This window comes from Colwellia sp. SU-HH00943, assembly GCF_057546125.1.
The window spans coordinates 152,501-178,841 of sequence record NZ_BAAJLW010000002.1; the positions used below are offsets into that span (position 1 = coordinate 152,501).

At 38.1% G+C, this 26,341-nt stretch carries 21 protein-coding genes and 4 tRNA genes; 19 read left to right on the forward strand and 6 right to left on the reverse strand.

Annotation, left to right across the window (positions count from 1 at the left end):
- Positions 1–39: 39 nt before the first annotated feature.
- A complete protein-coding gene (locus AC27GZ_RS05935; RefSeq protein WP_487093990.1) occupies positions 40–330 on the forward strand; it encodes a YfcL family protein in 291 nt (96 codons plus the stop codon).
- Here AC27GZ_RS05935 and mnmC read toward each other — a convergent pair.
- On the reverse strand, positions 327–2,381 hold the full coding sequence (mnmC, locus tag AC27GZ_RS05940) for a bifunctional tRNA (5-methylaminomethyl-2-thiouridine)(34)-methyltransferase MnmC2/FAD-dependent 5-carboxymethylaminomethyl-2-thiouridine(34) oxidoreductase MnmC1 (protein WP_487093991.1): 2,055 nt from the start codon (positions 2,379–2,381) through the stop codon (positions 327–329). The genes AC27GZ_RS05935 and mnmC overlap by 4 nt on opposite strands.
- Before the next feature lie 248 nt (positions 2,382–2,629).
- On the opposite strand from mnmC, the gene fabB reads away from it, so the two are divergent.
- The 10 genes from fabB (at position 2,630) to purF (ending at position 15,927) form a co-directional block, all read left to right on the forward strand.
- Positions 2,630–3,844: a beta-ketoacyl-ACP synthase I gene (fabB, locus tag AC27GZ_RS05945; RefSeq protein ID WP_487093992.1), complete on the forward strand. Its 1,215-nt coding sequence runs from the start codon at positions 2,630–2,632 to the stop codon at positions 3,842–3,844.
- Between the two features lie 155 nt (positions 3,845–3,999).
- Entirely contained in the window at positions 4,000–5,136 is a 1,137-nt protein-coding gene (locus tag AC27GZ_RS05950; RefSeq protein WP_487093993.1) for a 4-phosphoerythronate dehydrogenase, read from the forward strand.
- Between the two features lie 31 nt (positions 5,137–5,167).
- Positions 5,168–6,187, forward strand: coding sequence for an aspartate-semialdehyde dehydrogenase (locus tag AC27GZ_RS05955; protein ID WP_487093994.1), 1,020 nt, complete (start codon positions 5,168–5,170; stop codon positions 6,185–6,187).
- A 256-nt stretch (positions 6,188–6,443) separates the two neighbouring features.
- A complete protein-coding gene (locus AC27GZ_RS05960; protein ID WP_487093995.1) occupies positions 6,444–9,695 on the forward strand; it encodes a FimV/HubP family polar landmark protein in 3,252 nt (1,083 codons plus the stop codon).
- Positions 9,696–9,862: 167 nt separating this feature from the next.
- Complete coding sequence (gene truA / locus AC27GZ_RS05965; RefSeq protein WP_487093996.1) at positions 9,863–10,645, forward strand: tRNA pseudouridine(38-40) synthase TruA; 783 nt, start codon at positions 9,863–9,865, stop codon at positions 10,643–10,645.
- Between the two features lie 172 nt (positions 10,646–10,817).
- Positions 10,818–11,684, forward strand: a complete 867-nt coding sequence (accD, locus tag AC27GZ_RS05970) for an acetyl-CoA carboxylase, carboxyltransferase subunit beta (protein WP_487093997.1) — start codon at positions 10,818–10,820, stop codon at positions 11,682–11,684.
- Between the two features lie 29 nt (positions 11,685–11,713).
- Positions 11,714–13,096: a bifunctional tetrahydrofolate synthase/dihydrofolate synthase gene (gene folC / locus AC27GZ_RS05975; protein WP_487093998.1), complete on the forward strand. Its 1,383-nt coding sequence runs from the start codon at positions 11,714–11,716 to the stop codon at positions 13,094–13,096.
- A gap of 36 nt (positions 13,097–13,132) precedes the next feature.
- Positions 13,133–13,798 carry an SPOR domain-containing protein gene (locus tag AC27GZ_RS05980; protein WP_487093999.1) on the forward strand — a complete coding sequence of 222 codons (666 nt, stop codon included), beginning with the start codon at positions 13,133–13,135 and terminating at the stop codon, positions 13,796–13,798.
- An 81-nt stretch (positions 13,799–13,879) separates the two neighbouring features.
- A complete protein-coding gene (locus tag AC27GZ_RS05985; protein ID WP_487094000.1) occupies positions 13,880–14,362 on the forward strand; it encodes a CvpA family protein in 483 nt (160 codons plus the stop codon).
- A gap of 47 nt (positions 14,363–14,409) precedes the next feature.
- Positions 14,410–15,927 (forward strand): amidophosphoribosyltransferase, encoded by a 1,518-nt coding sequence (gene purF / locus AC27GZ_RS05990; protein WP_487094001.1) that lies wholly within the window; start codon positions 14,410–14,412, stop codon positions 15,925–15,927.
- Between the two features lie 175 nt (positions 15,928–16,102).
- On the opposite strand, the gene AC27GZ_RS05995 is transcribed toward purF, so the two are convergent.
- Both AC27GZ_RS05995 and AC27GZ_RS06000 read right to left on the reverse strand, forming a co-directional pair.
- Complete coding sequence (locus AC27GZ_RS05995; protein ID WP_487094002.1) at positions 16,103–16,702, reverse strand: Yip1 family protein; 600 nt, start codon at positions 16,700–16,702, stop codon at positions 16,103–16,105.
- Positions 16,703–16,984: 282 nt separating this feature from the next.
- Entirely contained in the window at positions 16,985–17,275 is a 291-nt protein-coding gene (locus AC27GZ_RS06000; RefSeq protein ID WP_487094003.1) for a hypothetical protein, read from the reverse strand.
- 114 nt (positions 17,276–17,389) lie between these two features.
- Between AC27GZ_RS06000 and miaE the strand changes: the two genes are divergently transcribed.
- The 3 genes from miaE to AC27GZ_RS06015 all read left to right on the forward strand — a co-directional run bounded on the left by miaE (position 17,390) and on the right by AC27GZ_RS06015 (position 21,464).
- Entirely contained in the window at positions 17,390–18,181 is a 792-nt protein-coding gene (gene miaE / locus AC27GZ_RS06005) for a tRNA isopentenyl-2-thiomethyl-A-37 hydroxylase MiaE (protein ID WP_487094004.1), read from the forward strand.
- 237 nt (positions 18,182–18,418) lie between these two features.
- Entirely contained in the window at positions 18,419–19,057 is a 639-nt protein-coding gene (locus tag AC27GZ_RS06010; protein ID WP_487094005.1) for a hypothetical protein, read from the forward strand.
- A gap of 34 nt (positions 19,058–19,091) precedes the next feature.
- Positions 19,092–21,464 (forward strand): TonB-dependent receptor, encoded by a 2,373-nt coding sequence (locus AC27GZ_RS06015; RefSeq protein WP_487094006.1) that lies wholly within the window; start codon positions 19,092–19,094, stop codon positions 21,462–21,464.
- A 60-nt stretch (positions 21,465–21,524) separates the two neighbouring features.
- On the opposite strand, the gene AC27GZ_RS06020 is transcribed toward AC27GZ_RS06015, so the two are convergent.
- Together AC27GZ_RS06020 and AC27GZ_RS06025 are read right to left on the reverse strand one after the other, a co-directional pair.
- Entirely contained in the window at positions 21,525–22,325 is an 801-nt protein-coding gene (locus AC27GZ_RS06020) for a UDP-2,3-diacylglucosamine diphosphatase (RefSeq protein ID WP_487094007.1), read from the reverse strand.
- On the reverse strand, positions 22,273–22,764 hold the full coding sequence (locus AC27GZ_RS06025) for a peptidylprolyl isomerase (RefSeq protein WP_487094008.1): 492 nt from the start codon (positions 22,762–22,764) through the stop codon (positions 22,273–22,275). Before AC27GZ_RS06025 ends, AC27GZ_RS06020 begins: the two co-directional genes overlap by 53 nt.
- A gap of 150 nt (positions 22,765–22,914) precedes the next feature.
- Between AC27GZ_RS06025 and cysS the strand changes: the two genes are divergently transcribed.
- Positions 22,915–24,321 carry a cysteine--tRNA ligase gene (cysS, locus tag AC27GZ_RS06030; protein ID WP_487094009.1) on the forward strand — a complete coding sequence of 469 codons (1,407 nt, stop codon included), beginning with the start codon at positions 22,915–22,917 and terminating at the stop codon, positions 24,319–24,321.
- 58 nt (positions 24,322–24,379) lie between these two features.
- On the opposite strand, the gene folD is transcribed toward cysS, so the two are convergent.
- Complete coding sequence (gene folD / locus AC27GZ_RS06035; RefSeq protein ID WP_487094010.1) at positions 24,380–25,234, reverse strand: bifunctional methylenetetrahydrofolate dehydrogenase/methenyltetrahydrofolate cyclohydrolase FolD; 855 nt, start codon at positions 25,232–25,234, stop codon at positions 24,380–24,382.
- A 350-nt stretch (positions 25,235–25,584) separates the two neighbouring features.
- On the opposite strand from folD, the gene AC27GZ_RS06040 reads away from it, so the two are divergent.
- The 4 genes from AC27GZ_RS06040 to AC27GZ_RS06055 all read left to right on the forward strand — a co-directional run bounded on the left by AC27GZ_RS06040 (position 25,585) and on the right by AC27GZ_RS06055 (position 26,001).
- A tRNA-Pro gene (locus AC27GZ_RS06040) sits at positions 25,585–25,661 on the forward strand.
- Positions 25,662–25,707: 46 nt separating this feature from the next.
- Positions 25,708–25,784: transfer RNA gene (locus tag AC27GZ_RS06045), tRNA-Arg, on the forward strand.
- Positions 25,785–25,809: 25 nt separating this feature from the next.
- Positions 25,810–25,885, forward strand: a tRNA-His gene (locus AC27GZ_RS06050).
- Positions 25,886–25,924: 39 nt separating this feature from the next.
- Positions 25,925–26,001, forward strand: a tRNA-Pro gene (locus tag AC27GZ_RS06055).
- Positions 26,002–26,341 lie beyond the last annotated feature (340 nt).

Sequence of the window (26,341 nt, forward strand, 5' to 3'; positions counted from 1 at the left end):
AGCTTGTCGAACAAACCATTTTTAAATAAAGAGAAAATTATGCTACCAGCTAGCCATTCACCGTTGAAAACTGTTGCTGAACTATATGAGTATTTAGATTGCTTATTCGATAAAGACATCGACAGCGATACTTTGTTTGCCAGCGGATATTTGCGTGGTTTTATATCTTTATCAGCAACAGATTTTGGTGATGAGCAGCAAGATATTTCTCCTGCATTAATCGCACTTGTGGCTGACAAACTGCAACTGGCAAAAACAGAGCTAAGTCCACAGGATTTTCAAGTAGTCCAGAACTTTTGGTCATCATTAAAGAACATGTTGAGCGTTTAAGTTTTTCGTTTAATGATATCCCTAATGACAAAACGATTAGGGCTTAAATTAAATAGCATATTGTTATCAACAGGGTAGGGCGTGCCACATAAATCAGCGGCGAGAATATCAGCAGCTAAAGGCGCTGAGCATAAGCCGCGAGCGCCAAAGCCCATCATCACATATAAATTCTCAATCACAGGTGCAACTTGCTGATATTTCCAATTTTTATCCTTGGCTAAGTGTGAGTAAGTCTCAATATGCTTTGTTATATCTGGCATAGCACCTACCATAGGCATGTGATCAGGTGTCATACAACGTAACCTTGCTTTACTGCTGTGAATATCTGATTTTTTCCAAGCAATGTTATCTGCTTGATTTGGTAAACATTTCTTTAGCATGGTAAGGTTAAATTCATCATCTTCAGGCGTAGCTTGCGTACTTGTATTGTCTTTATTAAAAGTGGCGCCTATACAATGGATTCCTTCGTTTTCAGGGGTTAAGTATCCTTTATGGCAAATAACCGTTGAAAGCCCAATACTCTTATCATTGGCAACCATACTAGTCACTTGCCCCTGAACTGCGCTAAAGGGGAGTTGATTAATAATATTTAAATCAATAACTTCTGCGCCCCCACAAACTACTAATACACTAGCGTTAAATGTGCCCTTATTGGTTGTTAGCTGCCAGGTTTTTTTGTCATTGGTTGTTTGTTGTGAGATGCTTTTTACACACACATTATTTTTAAGTTTCAGCCGACCGGTTGATTTCGCGGCATTAATGATTTGATGTACAGCATGCTGTGGCGATAGCCAACCGGCATTAGGCATAAACAAGCCACCATGAGATAGTGATAAATTTGATAGCTGACTAGCTTCATCGCTATTTACACTATGGATTAATGTTTTGGACCACGTTGCCAGCTCATCAAATTTTTGTTGTCTCTTGACTAAGGCCTCTTTGTAAGAAACTTCTAGTAAGCCACACCATTGATGAGGGAAGTTATAACCTTCATCAAGTACTTGATTATATAGCGCTTTAGCGTGCCAAAAAGCTTGTTGATAAAAAAGGCTGATATCGTCTTTTTGCTGGTGTAATAACGGGTACAAAGCGCCAATAGCATTACTTGAACCGCCTTGAGCCAGGCTATCATCTTTACAATATAAGGTAACTTTTATGCCTTGTTTGGTTAATGCTAAAGCGGCGCAAGCAGAAGCAATGCCGCCACCAATGATACTGACGTGTTGTGGTTTAGTGATCTGGGGTCTAAGTTGGTAGCCCTTATTCGATAATGGGTTTTGCTGATAAATACCTGTTAAAATTTCTTTTTTATTACCTGTGTAGGGTTTCTTTTCAGTTCTAAAGCCAACGCGTTGTAAATGCCTTTTCACAAAACCTGCGACAGTAAAAGTAGCAATGCTCGCTTGCTCTTTACTTAAACGGCCTATTTGATTAAAGAGTGATTCACTCCACATATCAGGATTTTTCGCTGGTGAAAATCCATCTAGGTACCAAGCATCCACTAAGCCTTGTTTGGGGGAGCATAACTTTTCCAAACCTAGGGCTGCATCATCAATAATTAGGGTTAATGTTACTTGTTCATTGAAAAAGCTAGCAGTAAATTCTTTACAGTTTACATCATTGTTTTCGTGATAGTTTTCGTGATTGTATTCTGATATATCGTACTGGGCTAATAATAATTGAGTCAAATGCTCCAGTTCAGGCAGCGCTTTTAAAGAGTGAGCTAATTGCGATTTAGATAATGGGTACTTTTCAACACTAATAAAGTGAATTTTAGCAGGTGAAGCTTCTGGCTTTTCAGTTAGTAATTTTTGATACAACTGTAAGGTCAGTAAAAAATTTAATCCTGTACCGAAACCAGTTTCAGCAATAGTGAATGTGTCACTATTTAGTAATAAACGTTCGGTAATATTATTACCATGAATAAAAATCGCTTCACTTTGCTGATAACCCGATTCGCTATCAAAATAAATATCGTCAAATTGCTCTGAATAAGGCGAGCCATCTTTTTGAAAACGAAGGTTAGGAGTATCAGAGGTTGTATTAATCAAAAATAAGGCCAATCAATAAACGGGTTATTATTTATGGGCATATTTTACGTTAGTTTTTGATTAAGATCAGCGATAATCACAAAAAGGGCGTAGATATTCTTACAGCAATAATTTAGTATGGTGTACATGTGTACGCTGGTTGTTGGCTTTTTGCTAACTTGTAATACCAGTTGAGGGCTGCAATCCTTGTATAATGCCCCGATTTTCCAAATTCTTGTAATTAATTTTTAATATAAACGGTTATTTAAATGAAACGTGTAGTGATCACCGGTATCGGTATAGTCTCAAGTATTGGTAACAATGCAGAAGAAGTGTTAGCTTCATTAGAGTCAGGTAAGTCAGGAATAACTTTTTCTGAAAGCTTTGCAGAGCAAGGCTTAAAAAGTAATGTTTGGGGTGTACCAAACCTTGACATAAAAGATCATATTGACCGTAAAGCTATACGTTTTATGGGTGATGCAGCAGGTTATGCATACATTGCTATGGACCAAGCTATCAAAGATGCCAAGTTAACTGATGAAGAAGTCTCTAATGTCAGAACAGGTATCGTTGCTGGCTCTGGTGGTGCATCGTCAGCCAATATTGTTGCCTCAACAGATACGTTACGTAATCGCGGTATTCGTCGTGTTGGTCCTTATGCGGTACCAAAAACTATGTCGAGTACTGTATCAGCATGTTTAGCGACGCCATTTAAAGTCAAAGGTGTTAACTACTCTATCAGCTCTGCTTGTGCAACAAGTGCACATTGTATTGGTCATGCGATGGAGCTAATCCAACTGGGTAAACAAGATGTTGTTTTTGCCGGTGGTGGTGAAGAGGTAGATTGGTCATTAGCAATGATGTTTGACGGTATGGGCGCTTTATCTGCCGGTCGTAATGATACACCAGATCAAGCTTCTCGTACTTATGATGCTGATCGTGATGGCTTTGTTATTTCTGGCGGCGGCGGCATGGTTGTTGTAGAAGAGCTGGAACATGCACTAGCTCGTGGTGCACATATTTATGCTGAAATTGTTGGCTACGGCGCTACATCAGACGGCTATGATATGGTTGCTCCAAGTGGTGAAGGTGCTGTGCGTTGTATGCAACAAGCCTTGGAAAATGTTGAAGGTGATGTTGATTACTTAAATACTCATGGTACTTCTACACCTGTTGGTGATGTTAAAGAACTAGGTGCAATTCAAGAATTATTTGGAGAAAAGTCTCCAGCAATTAGTGCAACAAAAGCCATGACAGGTCATGCATTAGGTGCTGCTGGTGTTCATGAAGCTATTTACTCAATTTTAATGATGGAGAACAACTTTGTTGCTCCTTCAGTCAATATTGATAACCTTGATGAGCAAGCGCAAGGTTTAGATATTGTTACCGAAAAAAGAGATACAGACTTAAACACAGTTATGTCAAATAGCTTTGGTTTTGGTGGTACGAATGCAACGTTAGTAATGCAAAAATATAAAGGTTAGTACAAATAGGACTTAGCCTTTTCTCTATTTTTTTAGAGCCATATTAAGTTGAATCTTAGTATGGCTTTTTTATTGAGACAAATCATTATCGCTAGCCGTGGATAGGTTAGTTACTCTATAATTGTGCAATTGACGTTTTGCAAACCTCTGTTCTAATGAAAATACTTTTCGATGAAAACATGCCATATGCTAAAGAGTTCTTTAGCAATATCTGTGGTGAATCTACGCAATTGCAGGCTTTTTCTGGCCGAGAGCTAACTTCTGAGCAAGTTGCTGACGCTGACGTATTACTTGTACGCTCCATCACACAAATCAATGAAAATTTATTAAAAGAGAATACTCAGCTTAGTTTTGTTGGTACTGCTACTATTGGTATGGATCATATCGATCAAGATTACTTAAAAAAGCGTGATGTCTCTTTTTATTCAGCACCAGGGTGCAATGCTATTTCGGTGGCTGAATATGTGCTGAGTTGTTTGGTCGTACTTGCAGAGCGTTATTTGTTAGATCTTTCACAGCTGACGGTAGGTATTATCGGAGGTGGTAACACTGGCACACGGTTAACTGAAAAGTTATCAGCCTTAGGGATCGCATTTAAAATATGCGATCCAATTCTCGCTAAAAGTGGCGAAGATAAAAGAGATTTTGTGTCATTAGATGAAGTGTTAGCCTGCGATGTAATTTCATTGCATGTACCTAAAACGCTAAAAGGGGAGCATGCTACTTTCCATTTGCTAAATGAAGAAAGGCTCAAACAATTAAATGATAAGCAAATATTGATAAGTGCTTGTCGCGGTGAGGTTATTGATAACCAAGCTTTACTTTCTATGAAGCAGCAAGGGCATGGTTTAAAGGTTGTTCTTGATGTTTGGGAAGGTGAGCCAAACGTATTAGTGCCATTGATAGATTATACTGAAATAGCTACAGCACATATTGCTGGTTATAGCTTAGAAGGAAAATCTCGTGGCACAGAGATGCTTTATCAGGCATTATGTCGAAAATTAGGTAAATTGCCTTCAGTGCAGTTATCTCAGCTACTACCTAAATCGAGTATTTCTGAGATTAAGATAACTGAAGAAATAGACCAAAGCATAGTTAATCAACTGATTAAAATTGTTTATGATGTCAGGCGCGATGATGCTATTTTCAGGCAAAAATTAGCCCTTGAGGGTTTTGATATGCTAAGAAAAAATTATCCGGTACGTCGAGAGTTCTCGTCTGTTACTGTAACATTGTCACCAGATGCCTATAACGATGTGCCACATCGTTTAGGCTTTAATAAAAACTCATAAGAGTATAAGTCCAACGAGTAGAGAGAGGATCATGGCACAGAAATTTGATGTATGCGTACTTGGCGCAACAGGTTTGGTTGGCAAAACCATTATGGAAATTTTAGAGCAAAGAGATTTCCCGATTAATAAACTTTACCCATTAGCAAGTGCTCGCTCTGCGGGTGAGTTTATTGAGTTTAATGGCGAAAGCATTGAAGTACTTGATGCTGACCATTTTGACTTTAGCCAAGCTCAAATTGGCTTCTTCTCTGCTGGTGGCGCTACGTCTGCTAAGTTTGCACCTATTGCGGGTGAAGCTGGCTGTATTGTTATTGATAACACTTCAGAATTCCGATACGAAGAAGACATCCCGTTAATCGTACCAGAAGTAAATCCAGGTGCGTTAGCTGACTACCGTAACCGCAACATTATTGCTAACCCTAACTGTTCTACCATACAAATGTTAGTTGCATTGAAACCAATTCAAGATGCAGTAGGTATTGACCGTATTAACGTATGTACATACCAATCAGTGTCTGGTGGTGGTAAAGAGTCTATGGATGAATTGGCGAAACAAACTGCTGATTTATTAAGTGGCAAGCCAGTAGAAAGTAAAAACTTTTCACGTCAAATTTCTTTTAATGTTATCCCACAAATCGATGTGTTCTTAGATAACGGTTACACGAAAGAAGAAATGAAAATGGTTTGGGAAACCAAGAAAATTTTTGGTGATGAAAATATTCTTGTTAACCCTACAGCTGTTCGTGTTCCTGTATTTTACGGTCATGCAGAAGCGTTGCACATTGAAACTAAAACGCCAATCTCTGCAGAAGAAGTTAAAGACTTATTAGAGCAAGCAGAAGGTGTTGTTGTTCGTCGTAATGATGAAGACTTCCCTACACAAATTTCTGATGCTAGTGGCAAGGATGAAACATTTGTTGGTCGTGTACGTGAAGACATTAGTCATCCAAACGGCATTAATATGTGGATTGTTGCCGACAATGTTCGTAAAGGGGCGGCAACTAATAGCGTTCAAATTGCCGAATTATTAGTGAAAGAATACTTAAGCTAAGTTATTAGTCTAACTTAATAAAACTCAAGAAAATTTAAAACTCGTCGTTAACATTAGTAATAATGTCAACGACGAGTTTTTTGTTTTCCGAATTAAAAAAATAAGCAATAATGATTGAATTTGGTATTATCGTATCAGGATGTCAATATTGCCGTTATTTTGATGGAATGAATTTTGCTTTACTTTTGGATGCCTGATGATGTCAATGTGTTGACAGTAACTAATTTTTGAAAAAATAATAACTAGGAAAGCCTCGATGCGAAAATTATTACGCCTGTGTTTATGGCAGGTTGTTCTTAGTGTGCTAACCCTAAGCACACTTACTGTTAGTGTGCCGGTTTATTCACAGGCGGCAGTCGCAGAAGAACGTGGTATTCGTATGCGTGGTCCAAAAAGCAGTGATGTTTTTCCTTATGAAAGGTATGGCCCAATTAGTAAAAGGGATACTTTATGGAAAATTGCTTTAACTGTTAGACCGGATAACCGTTTAACGGTTTATCAAGTCATGCAAGCGCTATTTCAAGCTAATCCCCAAGCCTTTGTAGATAATAACTTTAATCATCTTGTTGAAGGACAATACTTAACTATACCGTCATTTAATCAAATGATGGCTGTTAACCCTGCCCAAGCGCAACAAAAATCTGATCAAGATGAAAAAACTTGGCAGAAGAAGCAACCGAAGGCGGTGCAAAAATCAGCAACTAAGCCCAAAGAGCCTTCCGTTAAGAAAAAAGACTTAGATACAGTCAAAGTTGAGATAAATGACAAATTACAAAAAATAGATACTGAGCAGCAGCAACGCTTAGAGAGCATTCAAAATGATGTTTTAGATTCTATAGATGGCCTACAAGCCATTTTGAAAGAAAATGAAGAGCTGCGCCAGCGTCTATCTACCTTCAATAACCAACTTGGCACCATGCAAAAAGAGGTAGCCAAAGGCAAAGAAATTAAGCTGCAAATGGATGATATGATCCAATTGCAGCAAGCGTTACTTGAAAAAGCACAAGCTCGAGAGCAAGAGTTACTACTTGAAAAGCAACAAGCTGAACTGGAAAAAAATAACATTTTTTCAAGTTTATGGTTTATCGTGTTGATGGCTACATTGCCTGCGATTTTGATCATTATTGTTGTTGCTTTACTACTAAAACGTCGAAAGGGTGAGCCAGAAGCAAAGCAGCCTGAGAAAGAACAAAAAACAACGAGTGAGCCGGAAAAAACCGTAGAAGTTGAAGATGAAATTGCTAGCGTAGATGATTTATCACTTGATGATGAACTGTCATTAGATGGCGAAGTATCACTTGATGACGAATTATTACTTGATGATGACTTATCGGTTGATTTACTTGATGATGACGATGCTATTCATTTAGATGATGACGATGATGATGAGTTGGATGATCTCGATGATTTGGAAGATATTCTACTTGATGATGACAGTGAGCTAGAAGAGAGTACCAGTAACGAATTAGACCAAAGTGATTTAGATGCCTTAACAGAAGCGCCTGCTGAAGAAAGCGTTAATGAAGAGGCTGCAACAGATGATGAGCCGCTTGAAGGTAACGAGTTAGATCAAAATGATCTTGATGATTTATTGGGCAGTTTAGATGAAGAGCTTTCTGTTGAAGATGATCTACCGGAAGATGACGAAGAAATAAATATTGATGATGTGCTTGCTGATGAAAGCATAGTTGAAGATCCTTTAGCTGAAGCTAGTACTAATGATGCGGATGATTTCGATAGCCAGGCAGAAATCACCGACCCAGATGATATTGATGCCTTACTTGAATCAATGGATGTCGATGAAGAAGAGGTAGCGGTAGAAGAAGCCGCTGAGGCGGACGATAGCCAAGCAGAAATCACCGACCCAGATGATATTGATGCCTTACTTGAATCAATGGATGTCGATGAAGAAGAGGTGGCGGTAGAAGAAGCCGCAGAGGCGGACGATAGCCAAGCAGAAATCACCGATCCAGATGATATTGATGCTTTACTTGAATCAATGGATGTTGATGAAGAGACTGAGGTAGAAGAAAGCGTCGAAGAAACTGTAGAGGCGGACGATAGCCAAGCAGAAATTACCGATCCAGATGATATTGATGCCTTACTTGAATCAATGGATGTTGATGAAGCGACTGAGGTAGAAGATAGCGTCAAAGAAACTGCTGAGGCAGACGATGGCCAAGCAGAAATCACCGACCCAGATGATATTGATGCTTTACTTGAATCAATGGATGTTGATGAAGCGACTGAGGTAGAAGAAAGCGTCGAAGAAACTGCTGAGGCAGACGATAGCCAAGCAGAAATTACCGATCCAGATGATATTGATGCCTTACTTGAGTCAATGAATGTTGATGACGAAGCTGAGGCGGACGATAGCAAAGCAGAAATTACCGACCCAGATGATATTGATGCCTTACTTGAGTCAATGAATGTTGATGACGAAGCTGAGGCGGACGATAGCAAAGCGGAAATCACTGATCCAGATGATATTGATGCTTTACTTGAATCAATGGATGTTGATGAAGAGCTCGCTGAAGCCTCAGTAATAGAAGAGGTGCCTGAAGAAAGTATTGAAGAAGTTGCTAAAGAAGAAGAGAAAAGCGAAGAAGAAAGCGTTAATAAAGCTAAAATTGAAAACTTAACTGAAGAATATGTTGCACCATTGTTAGCCGTTGACTTTAGTGACATTCACGGTAAAAACGTTGATAGTGAAGAACTTATAGTTGAAGACACAGACGATGAATTAGCTGATGAGGTTGATGTTGATGATATTCTTGCTGAAGTTGAAGCAGCTAGTTTAGGTGAAAATGTAACTTCAGATGACGCTAATGACATTGGTGACGATTTAGCTGATGAGCAGTTAGGTACCTTTGATGAAGACACTTTGGCTGAACTACTTAGTGATAAAGCGGATGATCATGCCGTTGAATTAACCCCTGATTTTTCAGACCAAAATGTACTCGCTGATTTGTTGAATGATAGCGAAACGAGTGAAGAAAATAGCATTTCAGAAGCAACTGAAATTGATGACATTCAAGAGTTAGACAATTTAGAGTTTGATGAGTTGTTAGCTAATATTGAGGAAGAGTCCACTGTAGTTAATGAACCAGCAGACTTTAATCAAGATGAAATCCTTGACTCGCCTATTTCTCTCGATGATTTTGACGATCCTAATAGTGGTGTTGGTGTCATTAATGATGAAGATGAGAAAAACTTTGTTTCGGTAGATTCGATTTTGTCTGAAAGCCAAGAAGCTCAAACACTAGATGAGCCTTATAATGAAGCTAATATTGATGTTGGTTTAGATGAATACTCTGAATTTACTCATGATGCGAAACAAGTGGATGTTGATTTAGATGAAAATGGGATGGCTGCTAAATTAGATTTAGCGAAAGTCTATGTTGAAATAGGTGATCAAGACAATGCTAAAGTTATCCTACAAGAAATTATAAAGCTAGGTGATACGCAGCAACAACTTGAAGCACAAGAGCTATTCGATAAACTATAGAAAAACATGACACATAATGCTGATTGTAATGGCGACAAAATGAGTCGTCATTATCTGTTGGTAATGCCTTATATTTGTACCGTCTTTAAATCCGGTTGAATTTTGTATCTTACGCTCGATTGAGTATATAATGCGCCACTTTGAAAAGTGGTACATAAGAGGTATGCATGCGTTATGCTTTAGGCATTGAATATGATGGCAAAAACTATTGTGGTTGGCAGCGGCAAAAAAGTGTCGTTAGTGTTCAACAAACCTTAGAAGCTGCTTTATCAAAAATTGCCGACGAGCCTATTGAAGTGGTTTGTGCTGGCCGTACTGATACGGGTGTTAATGCTACCAACCAAGTTATTCACTTTGATACTACTAAAGTGCGCAAAGATGTTGCCTGGACCTTAGGGGTAAATACTCATTTACCAAGTGACATAGCAGTTACTTGGGTTAAAGAAGTTGGTGAAGACTTTCATGCTCGATTTAGTGCTACGGCGAGACGCTATCGTTATATCATACATAATTGTCAATTACGTTCAGCCATTCTAAGCCATGGTATCAGTCACTTTCACTACCCCTTAGATGAAAAGCTCATGAATCAAGGCGCTCAACACCTTGTTGGTAAGCATGACTTTACCTCATTTCGCACTGTACATTGTCAGTCGCACTCACCGGTGAGAACTATTTATCATTGTCAGGTTTCACGCCAAGGTGAATATATTATTGTTGACGTTAAAGCTAACGCTTTTTTGCATCATATGGTACGAAATATTGTCGGAAGTTTGATGCGTGTTGGACAATCGCAAGAAAAAACAACTTGGATTAGTGAAGTACTTGCACTTAAAAATAGGTGTATGGCTGGCGTAACTGCACCACCAGAAGGATTATACTTTGTAGAAGTTGATTATCCCGAACAATTTGGATTACCCAAAAGGCCATTTGGGCCACTTTTTTTACGCTGAAATATGGATTAACAAAAAAACTAACAAAACAGACCAGTTTTTTATATAAAACATGGGTTAAAGTATGTTCTAATTCACGGTTAAATTAGCATTCTTTTTAAAATTGACTTTTTGTGAGCACTTTTTTATAAAAAGTTGATTTATATTCGTTGCAATAGGCAAAAATAAAATTATGAGTTGGATTGAAAAAATTCTCCCGAAAGCAAAATCTACCCAAAAACGTAATATTCCCGAGGGCGTTTGGAGTAAATGTACTTCATGTAATGCAGTACTTTACAAGGTAGAATTAGATAGACAAATTTCTGTGTGCCCTAAGTGTGATCACCACATGCGTATTAGTGCACGCAAACGAATAGATAGTTTTCTTGATCAAGCAAACCGTGCAGAGCTCGGTGAAGAGTTTGAAGCAAAAGATGTATTGAAGTTTAAAGACTCTAAACGATATAAAGATAGATTAAGCTCAGCGCAAAAGAATACGGGTGAAAAAGACGCTTTAGTTGTGATGAAAGGTGAATTACATGGTATGCCTATTGTTGCAGCAGCGTTTGAATTTTCATTCTTAGGTGGTTCAATGGCATCTGTTGTGGGTGCGCGCTTTGTTGCAGGTGTTGAATATTGCCTGAAGCATAACTTACCGTTTATTTGTTTTTCTGCTAGTGGTGGTGCACGTATGCAAGAGGCGTTGTTCTCATTAATGCAAATGGCGAAAACTAGTGCTGCGTTAGCGAAAATGAGTGAAAAAGGTTTACCTTATGTCTCTGTGTTAACCGATCCTACCATGGGTGGTGTTTCTGCAAGTCTTGCAATGTTAGGTGACATTAATGTTGCTGAACCCAAAGCACTTATCGGTTTTGCTGGACCAAGAGTTATTGAGCAAACAGTACGTGAAAAACTTCCCGAAGGTTTCCAACGCAGTGAATTTTTGTTGGAGAAAGGGGCAATTGATATGATTGTAGATCGTCGAAATATGCGTGATGATTTAGCACGTATGATAGCCAAGTTTATGGGGCAGCCTAGTCCTTTTTCGCAAGCTGATTAATACATTATAAATAAATATTAGAGTCGTAAATGTCACAATATTTAAAAAGCCACTCAAAAGGTTGTCACAGCCTTAGCGAGTGGCTTTGTTATTTAGAAACCATTCATAATACTGAAATAGACCTTGGCTTATCTCGTATTGGTCAAGTTGCAGAACGTTTAGCCATTGATTTTAGCTTTGCCACCGTTATTACGGTTGCTGGTACAAACGGTAAAGGCACTACCTGTGCCTTTTTAGAAAATGCGCTCCTTAATGAAGCGGCTTGTTCATCACAAGAAAAAGAAGCCTTTGCTAATGTGGCTGTCTATTCATCACCACATATTGAGCTGTTTAATGAAAGGCTTAGAGTAAATAGGCGAGATGTTGATGATCAATCCTTTATTGACGCTTTTGAACAAGTCGAATCAGCTAGAGCTGAAATTTCACTGAGCTATTACGAGTATACAACTTTAGCGGCTTTTTTAGTGTTAATGGCATTAAAACCAGAGGTGATTATTTTAGAAGTAGGCTTAGGTGGACGCTTGGATGCAACAAATATTATTGATGCTGACATTGCCATCATCACTGCAGTTGATCTTGACCATCAAGCATTCTTAGGAGATAACCGAGAAGATATAGGCTTTGAAAAAGCAGGTATCATGCGTGCTAATCAAGTCATAGTGATTGGTGACAAAACACCGCCCAAATCAGTGTTACGTCACGCACAAGCAATCAATAACGCTTTACCTGAAAGTGAGCAAATCATTGCGCTTGAAAAGATAAAAGTCAGAGAGCGCGATTTTACCATTTTTGAGCAAGAGCAAGAGCAAGAGAAAGAGCAAGCTCTGTGGCAATGGCAATATTCCCAGAGTAATAATCCACAAGACAAGCTTGTTATTCATGATCTAGTACCAACACACATTCCTCGTGACAATGTTGCCACGGCCCTAACCGTGTTAAAGCAGCTTAATATTGAATTAACAACAAGCAAAGTCAATCAGCTTATTGAGCAAACCAAAGTTGCTGGTAGAACAGAAATGTTTCATCAAGAGTGCGATATTATGCTTGATGTTGCCCATAACCCTCATGCAGGAAAACATTTAGCTAGTCATATAGCTGAACTAAAAAAACAAAAAAAATACACCAGAATTATTGCACTTACAGCTATGCTGGCAGACAAAGATATAAACAATACTTTGCTTAGTGTCAGTGAGCACGTTGATGAATGGTATATTGCGCCACTAAATGCGCCAAGAGCGGCTAGTGTTGAATCAATGAAACTCACCTTAGATGGCCTAACTAATTCAGTCAATTGTTTTGACAATGTAACTCAGGCATTTAAAATAGCTAATCAAGATGCTAAGCAGACAGATTTAATACTTGTTTTTGGATCTTTTTACACTGTTGCCGAAATTAGGAAACTATTAATTTAGTTAATAATCTATAGTTTAAATAAGTTGGAGTCTCGTTTGTCTACACCGTTTCAAAATCGCCTTGTTGGTACTATTATTGTTGCAGCTGCTGTTATTATCTTTTTACCTGACTTGCTTGATGGCAAGAAAAAATCAAATCAAACAGACTTTGAGGCTATTCCAAAAGCGCCTAATTTTACAGGTCAAATGACTAAAAAGCCTTTCCCTGAAGATAAACTTGTCCCTAAAAAACAAGCTACGATCGTTAATGAAGTTGCACTAGATGAGAACGCTGAAGAAGAGAAGGACAGCAGTGCGGATAAACTGGTTAAAGATCAAAAAGCCAAAGTTACCCCTGCAACTAAACCAACAGCGATTACAGAAAGTAACCAATCACAATTAGCAAAAACATCCACAGCAAGTGCATCACCAATTGATAAACCAACTTTAGGCGAACAGCCTGCTAAAGCGGTCAATAAAGAAGCATGGGTTATTCAGTTAGGCAGCTTCAAGCACAAAAAAAATGTTGATGAATTATTAGTGAAACTGCAAAAAAATGGTTATAGCGCTTTTACTAAGCCTATAAAAACGAAACAAGGTGACTTAACCAAAGTTTTTGTTGGACCGCAGTTAATTAAATCATCTTTAGAAAAGCAAATTCCGGCGTTGAAAAAGTTGACTAATGTACAGGGAAAAGTAGCACGTTTTTATCCAACGAAATAAAGCGCTGGTGCAAAAAAGTTTAGGCATTTTTAATTCTATTCTGGTAGAATGCGCGCCTCTAATCAATGAGAAACTCAAGTTATGGTTTGGATAGATTATGCCATTTTGGCATTAATAGGTATATCAACGTTAATTAGTTTAGTGCGAGGCTTTGTTAAAGAGGCTGTTTCATTAATCATTTGGGCTAGTGCCTTTTTTATCGCGAGTACTTTTTATGCAAATCTAGCCAACCTTCTTACTAATATTTCAGATCAATTTTTGCGAAACTCGGCCGCAATAGCCATCTTATTTGTAGCAACGCTTATATTAGGCGCAATTGTTAACTTCCTTATCGGTCAACTTGTCAGTAAAACAGGCTTGTCTGGAACAGACCGTGTGTTGGGAATTGTATTTGGTGCTTTACGCGGCGTGCTTATAACGAGTGCTGTGCTATTCTTTATGGAAGCATTTACAACGGCAGAAGCAAGTGATTGGTGGAAAGATTCACAACTTATTCCTGAGTTTAGGTTAGTGATCGAATGGTTCTTTGAGTATCTCAAGCAATCATCAAGTTTTCTTAATTAATACTAATAACGAGTATTAAAAGTTAAGTTCCAAGCGGAGAAAGATTCATGTGTGGTATTGTTGGTATTGTCGGTAAGACTCCGGTTAATCAATATTTATATGACGGATTAACTGTGTTACAGCATCGAGGACAAGATGCAGCCGGTATTGTTACTATTCATGACAATACGTTTCGCCTAAGAAAGGCAAATGGTTTAGTGAAAGATGTTTTTCATACTCGCCATATGTTACGACTACAAGGCAATATTGGTATTGGCCATGTTCGTTACCCTACAGCAGGTACTTCAAGCTCATCTGAAGCACAACCTTTTTATGCCAATTCACCTTACGGTATTTCCTTAGCTCATAATGGAAATTTAACCAATGCTGACGAATTAAAAAGCTGGCTCAATACTGAAGCTCGCCGTCACGTAAATACCACTTCTGATTCAGAGTTATTATTAAATATACTCGGCCATGAATTACAGCAAAGTGAGAATGCCGCTTTAACACCTAGTGATATTTTTACCGCTGTAGGTAATGTACATGAGCGTGTTCGTGGTGCTTACGCGACTGTTGCCTTAATTGTTGGTTACGGTATGGTTGCATTTCGTGACCCAAATGGTATTCGCCCCTTAGTATTTGGTAAGCGTGAAAGTGAACTAGGTGTTGAATACATGATTGCGTCAGAGTCAGTTGCACTTGATGCTTGTTCGTTTGAATTTGTTCGAGACATCGCGCCAGGTGAAGCCATCTTCTTTTCGGAAGACGGCCAAATCCATAGCCAACAATGTGCTGAAAACCCTAAATATAATCCATGTATTTTTGAGTTTGTGTATTTTGCACGACCTGATTCAACGATCGATAAAATGTCTGTTTATGCTTCTCGTGTTGAAATGGGTACTAAACTTGGTAAAAAAATATCGAGAGAGTGGGATGATGTCGATATTGATGTCGTTATTCCTATTCCAGAAACATCGTGTGATATTGCTCTGCAAATTGCACAAGAGCTAGGTTTACCGTACCGCCAAGGTTTTATGAAAAACCGTTATATTGGTCGTACTTTTATCATGCCAGGGCAAGCGCAACGTAAAAAATCTGTTCGTCAAAAGCTTAATGCCATAGGTGCAGAGTTTAAAGGTAAGAACGTTTTGCTTGTAGATGATTCAGTTGTGCGTGGTACAACTTCAGAGCAAATTATTGAAATGGCTCGTGCTTCTGGTGCGAAAAAAGTTTACTTTGCTTCCGCTGCACCTGAAGTTCGTTTCCCTAATGTATACGGTATTGATATGCCAAGTGCGAATGAGCTGATTGCTCATGGCCGTGATGTAGACGATATTTGTACTTTAATTGGTGCGGATAAATTAATTTTTCAATCAATTGATGACTTAGTTGAAGCTGTAAGTACGCATAATCCTGATATTAAGACATTTGATACTTCTGTGTTTGATGGTAATTACATAACCAAAGATATCAATAACGATTATTTAGAAAAACTTGATGCGATGCGTAACAATACCACAAAAGAAAAGTCAGATAAAAATGCTGATTCAATTATTGATATGCACAACGAAGGCTCTGAATAAGTACCTTTCAATATATAAGCGTTAGCAGGCTTATATTTTTATTAACATTAAAAATGGCGCTACATCATTGATGTAGCGCCATTTTAGTTTCTGATTATTCTTTGAAGCTAACCGTTTAAAATTACTCGTTTAGTAAAGTCGTTAATCTTAGTGCTTTAAACTGTCGACTTATTGGTTAAGCAACATACTCAGGACCAAATCCCATACCCCACATAATCACCGTGAAAGCCATAATGCCGACAAGTAATACAAGACCACAGGTAACAACTGAGCTTGAATAAATAAAACCTTTTTCTTCAGGAATGTTCATCATAATTGGCACGCCTGAGTATAGTAAATAGACTGAATAGCAAACGGCTGCAACGCCAGCTAATGCAACAAACCAAAGAACAGGATATAAAGCAGCCACTCCCACCATCATCATTGGTGTAGCGGTATACGCAGCTAATTCAAGTGATTGAATGTAGTTAGGTTTTGAATCAAAGGTTTTTGCCATCCATTGAATTAAATAGGCTAGGGCGAATACACCGGCAATTAATGCCACGTACATGCCTATTGCCATCATTTGAGCGCTCGCTTGGCTGACTTTTATCGGTTCACCTACTCCTATTGTCCAACCAATATGCGCCGCAGCATAATAGCCACAAATTGCTGGTATGAGCGCAACAACTAAAATATGCATCAAACTATACATTAAGCTTTCATGGCGCTTTTCTATAGTTTGCCATTCTTCTTTTGGATGAGCGTATAATCCCCAAATATGATTTAATATCATAATAACTTCCTCTTACAGTCCCCAATTAATTATTTAGCAAATTTTCAATATATTTATTCTTTTGTTGCTAAATAAACCTTCGACGTTATTAATTTTTTATAGTCGATACCCTATTTATGGAATAAGGCTAAGCATTCGTCAAGATTTGTTTGAAAAACAAGCGAAATAAAATGCAAATAGGTTATTTTTATATTAAAAATAACTAAAAGAAATTTTGTTAGTGTTTATTGCTATAAGATGAAGGTGAGGGATAGCTTACTTAGTTTGAGTGATGAATTTCTATTATGTTATTTTTATTCGAACAATTTTCATTATTTCAATATCAAACCCCGCCACTTGCTCACTACTAGGGTAGTAAGTGATGTTAACACGTTGGCCTTGTAAATCTTTATAAAGCTTTTTGCGTTTATACTTAAATGGCACATCAACATTTTCAATCATTAAGGTGTTGATAAACCAGTCTTCAGATTCTCTCTGTACATGGGAAATAACTTTACTATTTTCTGTATGTGTTAACTGTTGGTGACGGTTGGTTAACTGTTTTACCGAGTTATTTTTTTCTGTGCTTGTCATCGTTTGATCAACGTCAGTGAAAAGTAATCTTTTACTAGTATCTCAATAAAATCGCTTTTAAAATAGTGTCTTTATTAGATAAATATCAATCGACGATTGATGACTACTAGGTTTATGAACAAATACTCTGAGCTTTTAGCGCCAATAAGATCTTTTCTACAATGCGAAACACCTGATGAGTGGGTCGAAGAAGCTAAAAAAGTCAATAATCTGCCTGTTATTTTACGCGATCATTTAGCCTGTGAGCTAAAGGCTGGGCAAACAGCTATGTTCTTAATCCGTAAATATGCTGTTGATAAAGAGAGCCATCAAATATTGCTAGACTGGTTTAAGCCTTATGAAGATTTTTTATACCGTAAAAAAGGTGATTTAGCCACATTAGCCAACGCAAATAACTTAACAAAAGCACTTTTACCAAAAAGTAATACTACGCAGGCTAATTCAACTTATAGCCAAGATCTTATCGATAAGATGGTGTTATTGATCAAAGAAGAGTTACACCATTTTTATCAAGTGTTAGAGATCATGGTTAAGCGTAATATTCCCTTTGATGGTATAACTGCTGGGCGTTATGCCAAAGGAATGATGAGGCATGTGACTACTTACGAACCTAACGCATTGATAGATAAGCTAATCATCGGTGCTTATATTGAAGCTAGGTCGTGTGAGCGTTTTGCTAAATTAGCTTCTCATTTAGATGACGACTTAAATAAGTTTTATATTTCCTTGCTGCGCTCAGAAGCGCGTCATTATCAAGACTATTTAGCCTTAGCTCAACAGGTTGCTGGAGATGATACGGATATTAGTGAACGTATTACCTATTTTGGGAAAGTTGAAGCTGAGTTAATTAGTACCCCTGATGAAGATTTTAAGTTTCATTCTGGCGTGCCCATATCACAAGCATAATTAAGTTGTTAAACATTAAATTGTTCTCTACAAAAGCTGTATTAATCACATCTGTGTCAGATATCATCTATACTTAATTGAATCAGGTTTACTGTATTATCAACTTTAATTTGAGGAAGTATAGCCTTGAGCCGATGCGTTATTACTTTACTAGTCTTGTTGACTACCATTTTTAGTACGTTGAGTGCTAGTCAAGAATATCGAATTAATATCCCTGAAGGAATAAAGGGTACCAAAATGGCTAAACAGTTTACTGACTTCTACACGGCGGTTTATGCTGAGTTAAATATCACACCTCGCTTTTATTATCTTCCCTCTAAACGTAGTTTTACCTATTTTAAAAATAATAAAATTCAAGCAGAAGCTTTTCGCACTCAATATATTGGTGATATTAATCAGCTAACAACAAAAATTGAGCCAGCAGTCACTAATGTGAAAGTTGCCTTATTTTGTTTGAACGAAAACAAATGTCAAATTAGCGCCGATCATATCTATGCAATCCCCAGTGGTTTCGAACAAGGTCGGCATATATGTAAAGATTTAGCGATTACCTGTGAATATATAAATAATGCTCAATTGATTATCAAAATGTTAGAGAAAGAGCTAATTGACGGAGTTTTGTCAGCTTACCCTGCTTATAAAAAAGTTTTATGTTTATCTAAAAATGACCATTTCTATTATCAGGAAATAGCTAGCCACGCTTTTCAAACGTTTCATTATATCAACAGTCGAGATCCTAACTTTATTAGCCAAGTGCAAACTAGCATAATAAAACACCTAGAACTAACTCCCTTTGATGCAAATGCGTTTAATGGTCTACCCTCATTAAATAGCTGTAAAAAATCATTACAACCCAAAGCACAGAAAACACGGTGAAATCACACAACACTTACTTATTGGAACTCAATAAATGATTAACTTGTATGTAAGCTTTAACAAACTGATGAATAAAGCAAGTTTGAGAGTGACCGTATTATTAAAACTATCAATATTTTGCTTGGTTAATATACCATCAGTTACTAAGGCTACATCGAATCTTGCTGACGATAAAGCAACGGATGACTCTATTGAAGTCATCACCATTAGCGCCCGAAAAACTGAAGAAGCATTAGATAAAGTGCCTATCGCGTTGAATGAATTCTCTTCACAAGACATTGAAACAAAAGCCTTGACTACTATTGTTGATTTATCGCGTAGTGCTCCTAATGTAAATTTTAACGAATCAGCCGCGACATCGGGGACTTCTTCATCGCCTACCGTTTTTATTCGAGGTATTGGCCAACAAGATTTCTTAATCACTTCAGACCCTGCGGTTGGTTTTTATGTTGATGGAGTGTACATGCCTCGCATGGTGGGTAGCGTACTAGATTTGCTTGATTTAGAATCTGCATTAGTGCTACGCGGACCGCAAGGAACGCTGTACGGACGAAACTCCATTGGTGGTGCTGTATTATTAACTTCTGAAAAACCGCATGACCAAAACGAAATCAATGGCAGTATAACGATTGGAGAGCGGAGTTTATTAAGTGCTAAGGTTACTGCGAATGTTCCTATTTCAGAAAAACTGACCACACGGCTTTCATTGCTTAGTAAGCAACAAGATGGTTATGTTAAGCTAAATAATTATGACGACTATGTCATTGGTGGTACCGATAATCTCGCCGCTAGGTGGCAAACTCGTTGGCAATATAGTGACTCTTTTACACTCAACTTCTCTGTTGATTTTGCCAAAGATACAAGTCCGCCGTCCGCCTTTGAAGCGATCAATATAAACAATGATGCTATTTTTATAAATTTAGCCAATCGAGTACAAGCTAATGCAGGTTTTAGTGAATGTTTAACCGATGAGGGAAGAAATACCAATGTAAACTGTTTCGGTAAAGTGCAACTATCTTCTGATAAATACCGTCAAAATCAAGTATATTTTGATGAATTTTCTAATCTGATTAAACCCCAAAATAAGGTTGAAACGGGCGGAGCCTCCTTAGTTGTTGATTGGGATACTGAAATAGGCCTCATTAAGTCAATCACTTCTTGGCGTCAATTAGATAGTAGCTTTCATCATTCTTTTAGTTGGGGACCTGGTATCAGTTTTCAAAACAACAACCTTATCTACGACAATCAAAGCCTTAGCCAAGAATTGCAGTTAAGTGGTGATAATCAAAGTAAATCACTTAAATGGTTGTTAGGTATGTATTGGTTTGCTGAAGAAGGGCAAGAGCGCGTGCAAATCTTACATGCTGGCGGTTCTCTAGCTCCTTATGAAGGCAGTGCTGCTATATTTGATAACCGTGAAATAGATAATACTTCTCAAGCCATGTTTGGGCATTTAATATGGCAAATTAATGATAAATATCAGTTGTCCACAGGGTTGCGTTGGAGTCAAGAGAACAAACACTTTAGTCTGGACTTTGGTAACAAGGCTTTTCCGGATGCCAAACCTCGTGTTGGTGAGCAATCGATCAATGAACTATCACCAATGTTATCTCTTTCTTATCAACTTGATCAGAAAACCATGCTTTATACGAGTTATTCTCAGGGGTATCGTGCGGGAGGGTTTCCTGCTCGCTCTCTAGAGCCACCCAATGAAGAAGCCCCTTTACACTCCTTTCAACCAGAATATTTAACCATGATAGAGTTAGGTATTAAATCAAACTTGGCTACACAAGGGATCGACTGGCAGTTTGCGGTATTCAATTCGAAATACCAAGACAAACAAGAAAGCGCTATCCCATTAAATGCAGAAGGTTTGGCTGCTAATATAGCGACTCAAAATATTGGTGACGCTACAATCAAGGGAGCAGAATTTCAATTTAATGCGACTATCACTGAAGATCTGCTGACGGATTTTTCGATTGGATATTTAAGTGCCGCGTGGGATAACATCATTGGCGAAGGTGCTGTTGGGGCGAATGGCATCATTATCACTAAAGATAACGTCTTACCCTATACGCCTAAATGGAATATGCATGCAGGTATCTCATCGTTCCATCAGCTGAGTAAGTACGGAGAACTTCACCTTAGAGCAGACTGGAGCTTTATTGATAAACAAGAATTTAGAAGTGAAAATATTCAAGGATTAAACCAAGGTGCTTATGCTATCACTAACGCTAGCGTTAACTTTAGTCCGTTTAATCAGCCTTGGACGATAATGTTTGGGGTAAAAAACTTATTGGATAAACAATATTCTACTGCTGGTGTATCAAATAGTAATGTTCATGGAATGACGTTACGAAATATTTCTAAGCCTAGAGAGTTCTTTTTGTCATTTCGTTATCAGTAGCTAAGCTACTCTCGAAATCTTGCTTAAGGTTTAGATGAATAAGCCTTAAGCAAAGGCACATTATTCCAATAATGGTTTATTTAATAATGTTATGCTTGATGGCGTAACTTTTAACCAAGCGCCTTGCTCGTACCAGTCGCCCAACACTATTCTCTGAGCATGCTTACCATTTGACGTAATATCATGTATAGCAGGTCTGTGAGTATGGCCGTGAATTAACAGTTGGCTTTGATAATGTTCAAGACACTTGCTGACTTCTTCAGGGGTCACATCCATGATTTCTTGTGATTTCTCAGCGGTTGCAGCAGCGCTTTTTTTACGATAATTAGCCGCAATTTTTTTGCGTACAAAAAGCGGTAAACTTTTGATCATAGTTTGCCACCACCAAGAGCGGGATTTTTTTCGAAAAGCTTGATAAGCAATATCACGGGTGCAAAGTGTATCACCGTGCATGATAACGACCTCTTGCCCATATAAGTCGATCAAGTCAACTTCAGGCAACAGCGTCATCGCTGACTTTTTAGCAAACTTTTCTCCGAGTAAAAAGTCTCGATTACCATGAATAAAATATATTGATGTGCCTAAACTTGATAGTGTAGTTAGTGCGTTGGCTATCTCGTCTAGAAATAGGCTATCGTCGTCATCACCTATCCAGCTTTCAAATAAATCGCCTAGAATATAGAGTGTTTGAGCGTGTATTGCTTCTTCTTTTAAAAAGCGTAAAAAACAGGCGGTAATATCAGGCCTGTTTTCAGCTAAATGCAAGTCAGCTATAAAATAGGTGACTTGCTGTTTATCTACTTGAATGTTACTCAACGATAGCTGACTCGATAAGAATATCTTCTTTTGGTACATCGCCATGACCGAACATGTTTCCAGTTTCTATTAGCGTCATTTTGTCTACTACGTCCATACCTTCAACAACTTCACCAAACACACAGTAACCCCAACCTTGGATAGACTCATTTTTAAAGTCTAAAAAGTCGTTATCAGTTAAGTTAATGAAAAATTGCGCTGATGCTGAATGTGGCTCTTGAGTACGTGCCATCGCGATAGTGCCACGCTTATTGCCTAGTCCATTGTTGGCTTCATTTTCAATGCTAGCGCGGGTTTCTTTCTCTTCCAAACCAGGAGCAAAACCGCCACCTTGAGCCATAAATCCTTTAATCACGCGGTGGAAAATAGTGCCGTCATAATGACCTTCTTCCACGTATTGTTGGAAGTTTTTGGCTGTAACAGGCGCTTTATCAAAGTTTAATTCAATCTTAATATCACCAAGGGTTGTCTTAAAAATTATCATAGGATTCTCGTACAGGTAAAAAATTATCAGAATTGTACGCTAAGTTGGCATAAAGTGCATCTGCTATGGTGATTCAAAAGCATGCTTAAGGTACAATTCATTTTTATTTTTAGTCACCAACCATTTTATTCGCTGGAGAGATTGTTCCTCATGTTACAAATATACAATACCTTAACTCGTAAAAAGGAAGTTTTTACCCCTATTACTCCTGGAAAAGTAGGCTTGTATGTTTGTGGTTGTACCGTTTATGACTTATGCCATATAGGCCATGCTCGAACGTATATTAGTTTTGATAATATTGCTCGTTATATGAGGTTTTCTGGTTTAGCAGTTAATTATGTTCGTAATATTACTGATGTTGAAGATAAAATTATCAATAGAGCGATTGAAAATAATGAAACGCCTGAAGAATTAACAGAGCGTACTATCGGTTATATGCATGAAGATTTTGATGCGCTTAATATGGCGCGTCCTGATCTAGAGCCACGTGTGACAACACACATGGATGAAATCATTACTATGATTGAAACCCTAGTCGCTAAAAAGCATGCTTACATAGCGGGTGGCGATGACAATACTACCGGAAAAGGCGATGTACTTTTTGATGTTTCTAGTTATGCTGATTATGGAAAATTAAGCGGTCAAAATTTAGAGCAATTGCAAGCTGGCTCAAGAGTAGATGTTGATCAATCAAAGAATAACCCATTAGACTTTGTGTTATGGAAATCAGCCAAGCCTGGTGAACCAAGTTGGTCTTCGCCATGGGGAGACGGGCGTCCAGGTTGGCATATCGAATGTTCAGCAATGAATGCTAAAGAGCTTGGTCATCATTTTGATATTCATGGTGGCGGCTCAGATTTACAATTTCCTCATCATGAAAATGAAGTGGCACAAAGCTGCTGTGCACTGGATACTCCTTATGTGAATTACTGGATGCACACCGGCATGGTGCAGGTAGATCAAGAAAAGATGTCTAAGTCGTTAGGTAACTTCTTTACCATCCGTGATGTTTTGGCGAAATACGATGCTGAAACCGTTAGGTTTTTCTTAACCACAGGTCATTATAGAAGTCAGTTAAATTACTCTACTGAAAATTTAACACAGGCGAGAGCTTCATTAGAGCGAATTTATACTTCACTTAGAGATGTGGATATTGCTGCAGACTTTGTGCTTGATAAAAAAGCTACTTATGTACAGCAGTTTTGCCAAGCAATGGATGATGACTTTAATACGCCACAAGCAATTGCGGTTTTGTTTGAAATTGCGAAAGAGCTCAATGTAGCTAAAGATGAGAATCCAGCACAAGCAAGTGATTTAGCTGGGATGTTAAAAGTGCTAGGCGGCGTGATTGGTTTACTACAGTTAGATCCTCAGAGCTTCTTACAAGGGCAAAATGATAGTGATGAAGTGGCTGTTATTGAAGCGTTAATTGCTCAGCGTAATCAGGCTCGCAAGGATAAAAATTGGGCATTAGCTGATGAAGCTAGAGATAAATTAAATGAGATGAACGTTATCTTAGAAGATAGTGCGGGTAAAACAACGTGGCGTAAAGGTTAAACTCATTAGTTTGTGCTTTTCACATTGCTTAAATAAAAAGAGCGCTTTCGCGCTCTTTTTATTTTTCTGATTCTTCGCAGGCAATTAAGGTGTTTTCTATTAAGCTGGCGACTGTCATTGGGCCAACTCCGCCTGGAACAGGGGTAATAAATGAGGCTTTGTCTTTTGCAATGTCAAAACCAACATCTCCAACAAGCTTGCCTGATTCTAAACGATTAATGCCAACATCGATGACAATAGCGCCTTCTTTGATCCATTCCCCTGGAATAAACTCAGGCTTACCCACAGCAACAACAATCAGATCAGCCGCTCTTACTTTACTTTCAAGGTTTTTTGTAAATCTGTGGGTAGTTGTAACTGTACAGCCGGCAAGTAGTAACTCTAATGACATAGGTCGACCAACAATATTTGATGCACCAACCACTAAAGCATCTAAACCATGTGGCTTAATATTTGTTGAGCTAATTAACTCAATAATGCCTTTAGGTGTACAAGGGCGCAAACCAGGTTGACGTAAAACAAGTTTACCAACGTTAGCTGGGTGGAAACCGTCAACATCTTTTTTAGGATTAATGTGTTCAATGATTAAGTTAGCATCTAAACCTTCAGGTAAAGGTAGTTGTACTAAAATACCATCAATCTCTTTATCACTATTTAATTCATCAATTAATTGGTATAGCTCGTCTTGAGAGGTTGTTGCTGGTAAGTCGTATGAGCGAGAAACAAACCCAACTTCTTCACAAGCTTTACGTTTACTTCCTACGTAGACTTGAGATGCCGCATCAGTACCGACTAGAATAACAGCTAACCCGGGAGCTCTTTGACCATTATTAATACGTTGGCTAACCTTTTCTTTGATAGAGTCGCGAAGTTGTTTGGCAATTGCTTTGCCGTCAATCAATGATGCCGTCATAATACGTAACTGTAACCTTGAATTAATGAATATGAAAAGTGAATGAATTTAACTGGCGCTATTTTGCCATAAACTCAACACTAGTTATAGTTAAGAGTGAGAAAAATTCACCATGAAAAATTCAATTCCTCTTTCTATAGTGATAATAGGATTGAGCGGTTATAGTGGATAAACTTGTGTAAAATTGGTAGTAATTGTTCAAGTTGCGTTAAAAGTGAACGAACATGGATTTTTTTATAAAAAAGGTTTGACTGGAATAGCGCAACTCGGTAATATCCGCACCCGTTGAAAGCAGCTAATTATTTCTTATGTTTTTACATGAATAAATAGCTTGCTAGAAAGCAAAATGTCGGTGATTAGCGCAGCTTGGTAGCGCACTTGGTTTGGGTCCAAGGGGTCGCAAGTTCGAATCTTGCATCACCGACCACTTTTTCTTTTATATAAAAGTAAAAGTAACACCTGTTAGGTCTCGTGCGCCCTTAGCTCAGCTGGATAGAGCAACGCCCTTCTAAGGCGTGGGTCAAAGGTTCGAATCCTTTAGGGCGTGCCATTAACAGGCGTGTCATAAGGTTATGGTGGCTATAGCTCAGTTGGTAGAGCCCCGGATTGTGATTCCGGTTGTCGTGGGTTCAAGTCCCATTAGCCACCCCATCTTCTTTTTAATAATCTAATTATTAAAACACTAGAAATCGGTGATTAGCGCAGCTTGGTAGCGCACTTGGTTTGGGTCCAAGGGGTCGCAAGTTCGAATCTTGCATCACCGACCACCTTCTATACTGAACACTTTCTTTATTTCTCATTTCCATTTAGAAATTTTTGCTTTTATATCAAATACAAGTAAAGCTACATTTTGCTAATGTCGCAGTATCTAACATGTGTAATTTTGAAATATATAATTCAAAAATAAAGATTATTGTAGAAAAACATAATTATTAAAATACACGCTTTTCATTAAGCTAATACGTTTGCTTACGTCGTTAAAAAAGTCCGTTAAACTTATCGCTTGTATCTTGCTTGAAGCCCCGCTATAATTCTGCGTCACAAATTTTAACCGTTCGTATGAGCAAGTATCTTTTCCTCACTTGTTAAGTGAAAACAGGTAGATTA

Bases quoted from the DNA above. Each gene is read 5' to 3' on its own strand.
- AC27GZ_RS06000 (WP_487094003.1), bottom strand. From the start codon at position 17,275: ATGACAAGCACAGAAAAAAATAACTCGGTAAAACAGTTAACCAACCGT.
- AC27GZ_RS05950 (WP_487093993.1), top strand. From the start codon at position 4,000: ATGAAAATACTTTTCGATGAAAACATGCCATATGCTAAAGAGTTCTTT.
- AC27GZ_RS06015 (WP_487094006.1), top strand. From the start codon at position 19,092: ATGATTAACTTGTATGTAAGCTTTAACAAACTGATGAATAAAGCAAGT.
- AC27GZ_RS05985 (WP_487094000.1), top strand. From the start codon at position 13,880: ATGGTTTGGATAGATTATGCCATTTTGGCATTAATAGGTATATCAACG.
- AC27GZ_RS05960 (WP_487093995.1), top strand. From the start codon at position 6,444: ATGCGAAAATTATTACGCCTGTGTTTATGGCAGGTTGTTCTTAGTGTG.
- accD (WP_487093997.1), top strand. From the start codon at position 10,818: ATGAGTTGGATTGAAAAAATTCTCCCGAAAGCAAAATCTACCCAAAAA.
- AC27GZ_RS06020 (WP_487094007.1), bottom strand. From the start codon at position 22,325: ATGGCGATGTACCAAAAGAAGATATTCTTATCGAGTCAGCTATCGTTG.
- fabB (WP_487093992.1), top strand. From the start codon at position 2,630: ATGAAACGTGTAGTGATCACCGGTATCGGTATAGTCTCAAGTATTGGT.
- cysS (WP_487094009.1), top strand. From the start codon at position 22,915: ATGTTACAAATATACAATACCTTAACTCGTAAAAAGGAAGTTTTTACC.
- AC27GZ_RS06010 (WP_487094005.1), top strand. From the start codon at position 18,419: ATGGCTAAACAGTTTACTGACTTCTACACGGCGGTTTATGCTGAGTTA.
- AC27GZ_RS06025 (WP_487094008.1), bottom strand. From the start codon at position 22,764: ATGATAATTTTTAAGACAACCCTTGGTGATATTAAGATTGAATTAAAC.
- AC27GZ_RS05995 (WP_487094002.1), bottom strand. From the start codon at position 16,702: ATGATATTAAATCATATTTGGGGATTATACGCTCATCCAAAAGAAGAA.
- miaE (WP_487094004.1), top strand. From the start codon at position 17,390: ATGAACAAATACTCTGAGCTTTTAGCGCCAATAAGATCTTTTCTACAA.
- purF (WP_487094001.1), top strand. From the start codon at position 14,410: ATGTGTGGTATTGTTGGTATTGTCGGTAAGACTCCGGTTAATCAATAT.
- truA (WP_487093996.1), top strand. From the start codon at position 9,863: ATGCGTTATGCTTTAGGCATTGAATATGATGGCAAAAACTATTGTGGT.
- AC27GZ_RS05955 (WP_487093994.1), top strand. From the start codon at position 5,168: ATGGCACAGAAATTTGATGTATGCGTACTTGGCGCAACAGGTTTGGTT.
- AC27GZ_RS05935 (WP_487093990.1), top strand. From the start codon at position 40: ATGCTACCAGCTAGCCATTCACCGTTGAAAACTGTTGCTGAACTATAT.
- folD (WP_487094010.1), bottom strand. From the start codon at position 25,234: ATGACGGCATCATTGATTGACGGCAAAGCAATTGCCAAACAACTTCGC.
- folC (WP_487093998.1), top strand. From the start codon at position 11,714: ATGTCACAATATTTAAAAAGCCACTCAAAAGGTTGTCACAGCCTTAGC.